The 11,162-nt window shown below is 68.4% G+C and carries 7 protein-coding genes and 1 pseudogene; 3 read left to right on the top strand and 5 right to left on the bottom strand.

The features are described from left to right. A pseudogene (locus TSO352_RS11805) lies at positions 1 to 186 on the bottom strand (NAD(P)(+) transhydrogenase (Re/Si-specific) subunit alpha); the annotation flags it as partial. 398 nt (positions 187 to 584) lie between these two features. On the opposite strand from TSO352_RS11805, the gene TSO352_RS11800 reads away from it, so the two are divergent. Continuing rightward, positions 585 to 833: a DUF2312 domain-containing protein gene (locus TSO352_RS11800; protein ID WP_045582193.1), complete on the top strand. Its 249-nt coding sequence runs from the start codon at positions 585 to 587 to the stop codon at positions 831 to 833. Positions 834 to 887: 54 nt separating this feature from the next. Here the strand turns inward: TSO352_RS11800 and TSO352_RS11795 are convergent, their stop codons facing one another. Both TSO352_RS11795 and TSO352_RS11790 read right to left on the bottom strand, forming a co-directional pair. Next, positions 888 to 3,110 carry an anthranilate synthase gene (locus TSO352_RS11795; protein ID WP_109107543.1) on the bottom strand — a complete coding sequence of 741 codons (2,223 nt, stop codon included), beginning with the start codon at positions 3,108 to 3,110 and terminating at the stop codon, positions 888 to 890. A gap of 311 nt (positions 3,111 to 3,421) precedes the next feature. Beyond that, positions 3,422 to 3,970 (bottom strand): hypothetical protein, encoded by a 549-nt coding sequence (locus tag TSO352_RS11790; RefSeq protein ID WP_247872050.1) that lies wholly within the window; start codon positions 3,968 to 3,970, stop codon positions 3,422 to 3,424. A 370-nt stretch (positions 3,971 to 4,340) separates the two neighbouring features. On the opposite strand from TSO352_RS11790, the gene TSO352_RS11785 reads away from it, so the two are divergent. Beyond that, positions 4,341 to 5,345, top strand: a complete 1,005-nt coding sequence (locus tag TSO352_RS11785) for a response regulator (protein WP_109107541.1) — start codon at positions 4,341 to 4,343, stop codon at positions 5,343 to 5,345. A 260-nt stretch (positions 5,346 to 5,605) separates the two neighbouring features. After that, positions 5,606 to 9,106, top strand: a complete 3,501-nt coding sequence (locus TSO352_RS11780; RefSeq protein ID WP_109107540.1) for an indolepyruvate ferredoxin oxidoreductase family protein — start codon at positions 5,606 to 5,608, stop codon at positions 9,104 to 9,106. Positions 9,107 to 9,191: 85 nt separating this feature from the next. Here TSO352_RS11780 and TSO352_RS11775 read toward each other — a convergent pair whose 3' ends face one another. Continuing rightward, entirely contained in the window at positions 9,192 to 9,410 is a 219-nt protein-coding gene (locus TSO352_RS11775) for a hypothetical protein (protein WP_109107539.1), read from the bottom strand. 159 nt (positions 9,411 to 9,569) lie between these two features. Next, complete coding sequence (locus TSO352_RS11770; protein WP_158284570.1) at positions 9,570 to 11,147, bottom strand: sensor domain-containing diguanylate cyclase; 1,578 nt, start codon at positions 11,145 to 11,147, stop codon at positions 9,570 to 9,572. Between the last annotated feature and the right edge of the window lie 15 nt (positions 11,148 to 11,162).

Below are 11,162 nucleotides of genomic sequence, written 5' to 3'. Positions count from 1 at the left end.
CGCGGCGTCGGCGGCGATGGTGGCGCCGGCGGCCTCGAACACCGCGTCGGGCAGGCTGGAGCCGAGACCGGCCCCGCTTTCAACCACCACGTCGAGGCCAAGCCCCTTGAGCTTCTTCACCGTCTCCGGCGAGGCGGCCACGCGAAGTTCGCCCGCACGTCGCTCCTTTGGAATGGCGACTTTCATTGAATACAACTCCCCTGCCTCTAATACGCCGATCCCGGCACCCCCGTGAACGATCGGCCTGGACGCAATCGGCTTGGACGACGCGCATACATGCCGGATCCATGTGACTTTGTGAAGCCAGACACACCGATGGTAATACCAGCCTATCCACCGCATCGCAACAAAGGGAATAGCGGCCTTGCCCAATCGTATGATTGTTTCGAATGTTAAGACAAAACAGCCATCAGCTGTTCACATCCTGCCCAGACCAAGGCTTGTACCATCGAATGACCGCGGCGTTGCGCCGCAGGGATAGGTGCCGCAATCCTGTTGCGCCGCATCGCCCGCTTGCCATTCCCCCCGCCCCCCGATATCGTCCCGCCCCGTTCCCGAACACCCCTTTCGTTTGAGGTTTTGTCATGTCCGACGTCGGCGGCATCGCGGCGGATCGCCTGAAATCCTTCGTCGAGCGCATCGAGCGTCTCGAAGAGGAAAAGCGCGGCCTGCAAGAAGACATCAAGGAAGTCTATGCCGAGGCCAAGGGCACCGGCTTCGATGTCAAAATCATCCGCCAGATCATCCGCCTGCGGAAGATGGACAAGGCCGACCGCCAGGAACAGGAAGCCATCCTGGAACTCTACAAGGAAGCCCTGGGCATGGTGGAGTGACGGGACCCACCGCCACCACCACCAGCTCCACGGTTTCGATCGGACGCGGCGGCCTCAGGCCGCCGCTTCGCATTCCGGCACCAACTCCCTGATCCGGCGGCCAGCCAGCCGGGCCATGACGTTGCCGATCAGCGCCAGCCCGTGGCCGCCGTCCAGCGTCAGGATCGACTCCGGATGGAACTGCACCGCGGCCAGCGGCAGCCGGCGGTGCTCGATCGCCATCACGGTGCCATCGGCCGTCTCCGCCGTCACCCGCAGCTCCGCCGGCAGCGTCTCCCGCTTGGCCACCAGCGAGTGGTAGCGGCCGACCCGCATCCCCTGCGGCAACCCGTCGAACAGCGCCCCGCCCTGGTGGCGCAGGGTGGACGCCTTGCCGTGCATCGGCTCCGGCAGGCGGTCCAGCGTGGCGCCGGCCTGCTCCGCCATGCCTTGCAGCCCCAGGCAGACGCCGAACACCGGCACGCCCAGCGCCAGCGCGGCGCCGATGGTGCCGGCGATGTCGAAATCCGCCGGCCGCCCCGGCCCCGGCGACAGCACCAACAGGTCGGGCGGGTCGTTGCGCAGGGCGGCCCGCGCGTGGTTGTGGCGCAGCGTGGTCACCGCCGCCCCGGTCTGGCGGAAATAGTCGCCCAGCGTGTGGACGAAGCTGTCGTCATGATCGACCAGCAGCACCCGCTTGCCCCGGCCGCTCGACGGCGCGACCGCCACCGGCCGCACCGCTGCGGCGGCCGCCCCGCGCACGGCGTCGCGGAAGGCCGACGCCTTCAGCCGGCACTCGGCGTCCTCGGCGTCGGGATCGCTGTCGGCCAGCAGGGTGGCGCCGGCGCGGATGAAGGCGACGCCGTCCTGCATGCGGATGGTGCGCAGCGTCAGCCCAGTGTCGAGCCCGCCGTCGAAGCCGATGCGCCCGAAGGCGCCGCCGTACCAGCGCCGCGGCGAGCGTTCGGTGTCCTCCAGGAACTGCATGGCCCAGCGCTTGGGTGCCCCGGTCACCGTCACCGCCCAGGCGTGGGTCAGGAAGGCGTCGAGCGCGTCGAAGCCCTCGCGCAGCCGCCCTTCGACATGGTCCACCGTGTGGATCAGGCGGGAGTACAGCTCGATCATCCGCCGGCCGATCACCCGGACGGAGCCCGGCTCGCACACCCGCGCCTTGTCGTTGCGGTCGACGTCGGTGCACATGGTCAGTTCCGCCGCGTCCTTGGCCGAGTTCAGCAGCGTCAGGATGTTCGCCGCGTCGCCCTGGGCATCGGCGCCGCGCGCCACGGTGCCGGAGATCGGGCAGGTCTCCACCCGGCGGCCGCCGACGCGGACATACATCTCCGGGCTGGCGGCGACCAGGAACTCGCCGTCGCCGAGGTTGATCAACGCCTCGTAGGGCGCCGGGTTGGCGGCGCGCAGGCGGCGGAACACGGTGGAGGGCTGGTCGGCGCAGGGCTCGGCGAAGGTCTGGCCGGGCACCACCTCGAACAGGTCGCCGCGGCGGAACGCCTCCTTCGCCGTCTCCACCACCTGTTGATACTCACCGGGGGCGTGGTCGCAGACCGCGGCGGCGTTGGTGTCGGGACGGTAGCCATGGGTCCGGCCGCCGCCCGGCAGCGCCGCGGTGGACAGCCCGTCGACGACAAAGTCGTAGTCGAAGCGGCGTGCCACCCCGGCGGCGTGGTCGACCACCAGCAGCCGGTCGGGCAGATACAGCACGAGGTCGCGCTGGTCGTCCGGCCGCTCCAGCCGGCGCCGGATCGGCTCGAACTGGAAGGCGAGGTCGTAGGCGAAGGCGCCGTAGAGGCCGAGGAACGGGTCGTCGGCTGCGGCGAACAGCGCCATCAGCGCCCGCAGCACCGCGAAGACCGAGGGCTGGCGGCTGCGCTCCTCCTCGGTGAAGACGCCGGCGGGGCGGCGCACCAGGGCGGTGACCCGGCCGGGGGCGACCTCCAGCCCGACCAACGCCTGATGGTCGCGCAAGGCGTCGGCCACCGCCGGCAGCAGCCGCCGGCCGCGCGGGTTCAGCGCGTCGATGCGGACGGTGCGGCCACGGGCGGTCACCGACAGCGGCGGGTCGATGAAGCCGAGCGCGTCGCGGCGGTAGCGGCCGGGCGCCTCGACCCCGCCGGACAGCAGCAGGCCGCGCCGTTCGTCCAGCGCGGTGACCAGCGCGTCGAGCGCCTCGGCCGGGTCCACCGGCACGGCGCTGCGGCGCACCGCCAGCCCGCCGCCGGTGCGGTAGGCGAGCGGGTCGAGGAAAGCGGGATCGGCGAGGAAGATGTCAGGGGCGATCATGGCGGGCGGGCTCCGATGCGGGCGTCTTGCCGGGGTGACGCCGTCCGGTGCTTCCGCCTGCCTGTCGATTTCCGCTGTGACCGCCTGGGGTCAGGAAAAAGGCCGCTCCGGATGCACCGGGCGGCCTTTTCGTTCAATCCACGCTCACGCGCGTCGCCAGGCCGGCCCGATCGGATCGGGCCGCCACCAACGCTGCGACAGGAGGGGCGAGGACATGTTCATGGGGCTAAGGCCAACACAAGGCGGGGGAGCTGTCAAGTGCGGTTGTGAGGGCATTCAGGGGTGATCGCGCTTGAATCCCTCTCCCGCCGTCAGCGCAAACTGCGTTTGCGCGAGAGGCGGGAGAGGGCGAAGGCACTTGCGGCCCCCGGCAGCAGCGTTGCGGCGATCACCGCGCCGACCAGCGCGTCGGGTGCGCCGTCGTCGAGCAGCCAGACCCCGGCCAGACCGGCCAGGGCGGCGGCAAGCGGGGCCACGTCCTTGCGGCAGCACAGCCAGATCGCCCGCGCCGACAGGCGGCCACGCCGGTTGGCGAACAGCAGGGTCGCCGCCGTCACGCTGACGCCGAGCGCCAGCAGCAGGGCCAGACTGGCGAGCGGCGCGTCGGGCACCGTCATCCCGGCGATGGAACGGCCGGCCGCCACCACCACCGCCAGCGCACCGACGCCGAGGGCCACCCCCTGCAGCAGCGACAGCCGCCCGCGGGTGTCCAGCCCCGGTGCCCACAGGCTGAGCCCGTGCGTCGCGGCGTGGTTCAGGAACAGCAGCCCGGCGGCCCACAGCGCCACCGCCTGCGTCGCGTTGCCGGCGGCGAGCAGCAGCACGCCGGTCAGCGCGTTGACGACCATCGCCATGCGCATGGTGTGCCGGAAATCCGTCGGGCCGCCACCGGAACTCTTGCTGCCGCCACCGCCGCAGGACCCACCGCAACATCCGCCGTCCATCGCCCTGCCCCTTTCGTCCTACCAGACAACTCGGAAATCATAGGACCCTGCGGTGGGGCCGTCCACTCCCATCAGCGTTTTCTGATGCAAGCCGACCGCGCCACCCCGCCCTATCGAAAGTGGTGACGGATGATCCACCCAATCCTTTCGAAGGGTGGAGTGGCTACCCTTGCCAGTCCAACGGTGCAACGGACGTCTCATTGGTCTGTCACCCGTCCCCATCCCATGAAAAGCGGCGCCCGGAGGCGGATATCGGGGGGATGGCAGCAGCATTCGGAACCGCTCAATGACGAAGCGTCCCGCGACCCCGACCAAGATCCTGATCGTCGACGACAACCCGCTGCTGCAGCGGGCGTTGAAAGACATGCTGGGTCTCTGGGGTGTCGGCCAGATCACCGCGGTGGCCAACGGCCAGGACGCCAAGGAAGCGCTGCGGCGCGAAGCCTTCGACCTGATGGTGACCGACTGGGTGATGGAACCGGTGGGCGGTGCCCAGTTGATCCAGTGGGTGCGCCAGTCGCCCGGCTGCCTGCGCCCCAACCTACCGATCATCGTGCTGACCGCCAACGCCGACTTGACCACGGTGCGCTGCGCCTGGGACGCCGGGGCGGACACCGTGCTGGCCAAGCCGGTGCCGGCGGCGACGCTGGCCCGCCGGATCGACGCGGTGCTGAACCGCCACGACAGCGCCCTCCGCACCGCCGGCCGGAGCGAGAGCCGCAGCGACGCCCCCACGCCCGGCGCCGCCGCCGGCACGCCAACCGGCAACCGCGCCGACCCGCCGGCCGGCCGCGCCCTGACCGGCGGCATGGCGCAACTGCCGCCGCCGGCAGCGCCGTTGCCGCCGGCCGACCCCGGCGCCGCCACGCTGCGCAGCAACGACCCCAAGCGGGTGCGGCTGCTGCTGGCGCTCGACAAGCTGGAAGCGGCGGTCGAGCGGCCCGACCCGATCGGCAGCCGCCTGCGCCACGCCCTGTCCGACCTTCAGGTCGCGACCTCGGGCGATCCCGCCGCCTCGTCGATCGTCGCGTCGCTGTCGACCTGCGTCACCTGGGTCGAGCCCGACGTTGAGGGCTACGCCGACGCCCTGCAGGCCCACGCCGCCGCGTTGCGCTGGCTGGTCGGGACCGACGGCAGCACCCAGACGATGGCGGTGGCGCTGTGCCTGATCCGCACGCTGCGCGCCAGCGTCCGCACGCTGGCGTCCCGCGGCCACGGTGGCGACTTCGGCGGCTGGCCGGAGGGCGGCAGCCCGACGCCACCCGGCAAATCCCCCCTGACGCGCGGCTAGAGTCCACCCCATATCCCTTCCAAGGCATGGGCGACGGTGGGGCACGGAGCGGGAATTTCCACAAGGCCGGGCATTCCATACGCTCCGTTACGGAAGACCGCCGGTTGCCGCGCCGTTCCTTGCTTTTTGCGGAACGGCCGACGACAGGCGTTGCTACATACGACAGCCTTCATTACCTTTTCGCCCAGCGAACAAATCGGTGAGCCAGCACTCCGCAGAGGAACCCGCTGGACCGTCGAGCGATGGGAGGGGATGGAACGATGGCTCTCGCGACCGTGTCACTGGATGACAAATACGCGCTTGAACAGGGGCGCGTGTACCTCACCGGCACGCAGGCCCTGGTCCGGCTGCCGATGATGCAGCGCCAGCGCGACCTTGCGGCCGGGCTGAACACGGGATGCTTCATCTCGGGCTATCGCGGCTCGCCGCTGGGCGGGTTCGACCAGAATCTGTGGAACGCCCGCAAGTTCCTGGAAAAGAACCACATCCAGTTCCAGCCCGGCGTGAACGAGGAGCTGGGCGCCACCGCCGTCTGGGGCAGCCAGCAGGTCGGCATGTTCAAGGGCGCCAAGTATGACGGCGTCTTCGCCATGTGGTACGGCAAGGGCCCCGGCGTCGACCGCTCCGGCGACGTGTTCAAGCACGCCAACGCCGCCGGCACCTCCAAGAACGGTGGTGTGCTGGTGCTGACCGGCGACGACCACAACTGCAAGTCCTCCACCTTCCCGCACCAGTCCGAACACGCCTACATGCATTCGATGATCCCGGTCCTGAACCCGTCGGGGGTGCAGGAGATCCTGGATTACGGCCTGATCGGCTGGCAGATGAGCCGCTGGTCCGGCTGCTGGATCGCCATGAAGACGATCGCCGAGACGGTCGACACCTCGGCGTCGGTGTACATCGATCCGCACCGCGTCAACCCGGTCATCCCCACCGACTTCGCGATGCCGCCGGGCGGCCTGAACATCCGCTGGCCCGACCCGCCGCTGGAGCAGGAATACCGGCTGATGAAGCACAAGCTGTACGCCGCCCTGGCGTTCGCGCGTGCCAACAAGCTGGACCAGGTGGTGATGGACAGCCCGCGCCCGCGCTTCGGCATCGTCACCACCGGCAAGAGCTACCTCGACGTCCGCCAAGCGCTGGACGAGCTGGGCATCAGCGAGGAGATGGCGGCCGACTGGGGCATCACCGTCTACAAGGTCGGCATGCCGTGGCCGCTGGAGCGCGACGGCGTCCGCCACTTCGCCGAGGGGCTGGAAGAGATCGTCGTCGTCGAGGAGAAGCGCGCGGTCATCGAGAACCAGTTGAAGGAACAGCTCTACAACTGGAACCCGGATGTCCGCCCCAAGGTCGTCGGCAAGTTCGACGAGCATGGCGAGTGGATCCTGCCCAGCGCCGGCGAGTTGTCGCCGGCCCAGATCGCCGTGGTCATCGGCCGCCGGCTGGAACGCTTCATCGACAACGAGAACCTGAAGCGCCGCATCGCCTTCCTCGACGCCCAGGAAAAGCAGAAGGCCCATGTCGCCCGCGTCGTGCGCAAGCCGACCTTCTGCTCCGGCTGCCCGCACAACACCTCCACCGTCGTGCCGGCCGGCAGCCGGGCGCTGGGCGGCATCGGCTGCCATTACATGGCGACGTGGCTCGACCGCTCGACCGACACCTTCACCCAGATGGGCGGCGAGGGCGTGCCGTGGGTCGGCCAGGCGCCCTTCACCGACGAGACGCACATCTTCGCCAACCTGGGCGACGGCACCTATTTCCACTCCGGCATCCTGGCGATCCGGCAGGCCATCGCCGCCAAGGTCAACATCACCTACAAGATCCTGTTCAACGACGCCGTCGCGATGACCGGCGGCCAGCCCTTCGACGGCACCCAGACCGTGCAGTCGATCGCCCAGACCCTGCGCGCCGAGGGCGTCACCCGCATCACCGTCGTCACCGACGAGCCGGAGAAGTACGGCATCAACAGCGGCCTGCCGCAATACACCACGGTGGAACACCGCGACGACCTCGACCGCGTGCAGAAGGAGATGCGCGAGGTCGGCGGCACCAGCGTCCTGATCTACGACCAGACCTGCGCCACCGAGAAGCGCCGCCGCCGCAAGCGCGGCAAGATGGTCGACCCGGCCAAGCGCGTCGTCATCAACGAGCTGGTGTGCGAGGGCTGCGGCGACTGCTCCGCCAAGTCGTCCTGCGTCTCCGTCATCCCGCAGGAGACCGAGTTCGGCCGCAAGCGCCAGATCGACCAGTCGAGCTGCAACAAGGACTATTCCTGCACCAAGGGCTTCTGCCCCAGCTTCGTGACGGTCGAGGGCGGCCAACTGCGCAAGCCCAAGCCGGCCGCCGCCAAGACCGCGGACGGCGCCGGCCTGCCCGCCCCCACCCTGCCCGCTTTCGACAAGACCTGGAGCCTGTACGTCACCGGCGTCGGCGGCACCGGCGTCGTCACCATCGGCGCCCTGCTCGGCATGGCCGCCCACATCGAGGGCAAGGGCGTCGGCGTGCTCGACATGACCGGCCTCGCCCAGAAGGGGGGCGCGGTGACCAGCCACATCCGCATCGCCAAGGCGCCGGAGGACATCCACTCCGTCCGCATCGCCGCCGGCGGGGCCGACGCGGTGCTGGGCTGCGACCTGATCGTCGCGGCGGCCGGCGACGGCCTGTCGAAGATGAGCGCCGGCCGCACCCGCGCCGTCGTCAACACCCACGACAGCATCACCGCCGACTTCATCAAGAACCCGGACATGGTGATCCCGGTGCGCGATCTGGTCGCCGATGTGACCAAGGCCTGTGGCGGCGACGCCATGGTCGACGCCTTCGACGCGACCAAGCTCGCCACCGCGCTGCTGGGCGACAGCCTGTACGCCAACCCGTTCCTGATGGGCTACGCCTGGCAGAAGGGCCTGATCCCGCTGTCGGAGGCGTCGATCCTGAAGGCGATCGAGCTGAACGGCGTGGCGGTGCAGCTCAACCGCGACGCCTTCCAGTGGGGCCGCCGCGCCGCCGTCGATCTGGCGTCGGTCGAGGCCGCAGCCAAGCCGCAGGATGTCGTGCCGGCCACCCCGTCGCTGCTGCTCGACCAGCGCCGCGCCTCCACCAGCCTGGAGGAGGTGATCGAGCGCCGCCACCGCTTCCTGACCGACTACCAGGACGCCGCCTACGCCGCCCGCTACCACGCGCTGGTCGACTGGACCCGGCGGGTGGAAGGGCAGAAGGTCCCCGGCTCCACCGCGCTGACCGAGGCGGTCGCCCGCGCCCACTTCAAGCTGATGGCCTACAAGGACGAGTATGAGGTGGCGCGGCTCTACACCGACAGCGGCTTCGTCGAGAACGTCGCCCGCATGTTCGAAGGCGACTGGAAGCTGACCTTCCACATGGCCCCGCCGGTGATGGGCGAGACCGGCGAGGACGGCGGCGAACCGAAGAAGAAGAGCTTCGGCCCGTGGATGCTGACGGCCCTGCGCCTGCTGGCGAAGGGCAAGCGCCTGCGCGGCACCTGGATGGACCCGTTCGGCCGCACCGAGGAGCGCCGCCAGGAACGCCAGCTGATCGCCGACTATGAGGCGGTGATGGGCGAGGTCCTGCACAGCCTGACCCGCGACAACCTGGCCCTGGCGCTGGAAATCGCCGCCCTGCCGATGGAGATGCGCGGCTACGGCCCGGTCAAGGCCCGCAACGTGGCGGCGGCCAAGGCGAAGGAAGCCAAGCTGCTGGCCGCCTTCCGTGCCCCGCCCGCGGTGCAGCCGATGGCGGCGGAGTAACGCCCGGTAACGCTCAACCGGCATCAAAACGGGGTGCGATGGGCTGGCCGGCCCGTCGCACCCCCTTTTTTCGTGCCGGGACGGCTTACGGGCGCTTCGACCCCGCGGTCATCATGTAGATCATGACGAAATACACGGCGGTGCCGAACAGCGCGGCGTACAGGATAACGGTGGATTTGAAGATGAAGCCGATCGGCAGGATCAGCAGCATCACCGCCGCCGCCAGGATGCCCAGGATGAAGATGCCGAGGTTGAAGGTCTCGTACATCGGGTCGTTCAGGCCATTGTTGGAGAGGGTCGCCATGGGAATGCTCCGTTCCTGCGCCAATGCGGCGGTTGCGCACATGAGGACACGCTAATCAACGAAGAGGGGCTTGGCATTGCGAATTCGCAAGGGTTCGGCAGCAATGCCGCGAACGACAGCCGGTGTCGTCGTCCCCGTGGATCAGCCATCCCGCCCGGCTCAGGTCGGCACGGTGCACATCCCATCGACGACCGAGCGGTTGCGGCCGTCCCTCTTGGCGGCGTACAGCGCCTTGTCGGCGCGATTCAGGATGTCGCTGACCGAGGATTGACCATTGTCCAGGCAGGCGATGCCGATGCTGACCGTCACCGCGACGCACCGGTCGCCGCCGATGTCGATCGTGGTGGCCGCCACCGACTGGCGCAAATCTTCCGCCACCACCAAAGCCCCGGCCACGTCGGTTTCCGGCAGGAAGACCGCGAACTCCTCGCCACCGATGCGGGCGAAGGTGTCGGATTCCCGCAGCCGCTTTTGAATGACGTGGGTGATGCCGACCAGCACGGCGTCCCCGGCCGAATGGCCGTGGGTGTCGTTGACCGACTTGAAATGGTCGATGTCCAGGATGAAGAGGCTGAAGATCCGCCCATAGCGGCGGTGACGGACCAGTTCGGCCTCCGACACCGACATGAAGCGTCGACGGTTCGATATGCGGCACAGCGGATCGGTTTCCGAAAGAACGACCAGTTCCTCTTCCCGCTGCTTCAGAGCGTTGTTCACCGTCTCCAGCTCGTCGTGGGCCTTTTTGAGAACGACGTTCATCGTCCGAACCGTCCGGTAGTCGTTGAACACCGCCCAGATCGCGACGCCGAACGCGAGCGATGCCAGGATCAGCAGGAGCGTTCCGGCCACCCCGATCAGAACCCCGTTAAACACCGCCCGATCGGAGCGCAAAAACGCCGCATCCCGGTCAATCAGTGAAACGACGAACAGCCCGTACTGGCGGATCTTCTGATAGCCGACGAACCGCTTGATTCCATCGATCGCGCTGGCCGTCTCATACACGCCGGAATCCGGGGCGAGCGGATCCATGTACGGTCGCGGTTCGATCACCGTCCCGAGGTATTTTTGGTCATAATTCCCGCCGACCACCCGGGACATCACCGTGCGGTCGCTCCGCAGAAGGGCGATCACGTCCTGCTCCCCCAGCGATACGGTTTCGGAGAAACGCCCGAAATAATAAGGATCGACCGACAGGACGATCACACCGATGAAGTCCCCCCGGTCGTCGAAGATCTTGCGGGTGAATTGGATCGTCCATTTCTGGGACACGCGGCCGAGCAGCGGTCTGCTGATGAACAGGAAGTCGCGATCCTCTTCGAGATGGACACGAAAATGCTCGCGGTCCGACAGATCGATCGATTCCGTGACCGCCTGCAGGTTGGAGAAGGTAAGGCGGCCGTTCCGGCTGATCACGGCCACCTGGAACAGAAGGTCGGAACTGAGAATGGTGGAAATCTCCTGGACGCTCTCCGCCAGATTTCCCGGGCTCTTCACGTATTCCTTGCGCATGAACTGCGCTGCCTGATCGATCTGCCGGATCGTCCTCAACACATATTCCTGATACGCCTTCGCCGTCATCCGGGCATTGGTTTCCGCAACCTGACGGTCCAGATCGCGGTAGGTGCCGATGTTGTGAAGGACGAACATCCAGAGCGATGCCGTCGAGACGACGAAGGCGACAACGAGGACGGACAGCCATGCGTTGCGTCGGTGGCGGGTTCTGTCGGGGACGGCCAACTGCACGCTCTCCAT

The organism is Azospirillum sp. TSO35-2, assembly GCF_003116095.1.
Taxonomy (GTDB): domain Bacteria; phylum Pseudomonadota; class Alphaproteobacteria; order Azospirillales; family Azospirillaceae; genus Azospirillum.
Note: the sequence above shows the minus strand (reverse complement) of the source record. Positions and strands in the feature narration are given on the sequence as shown.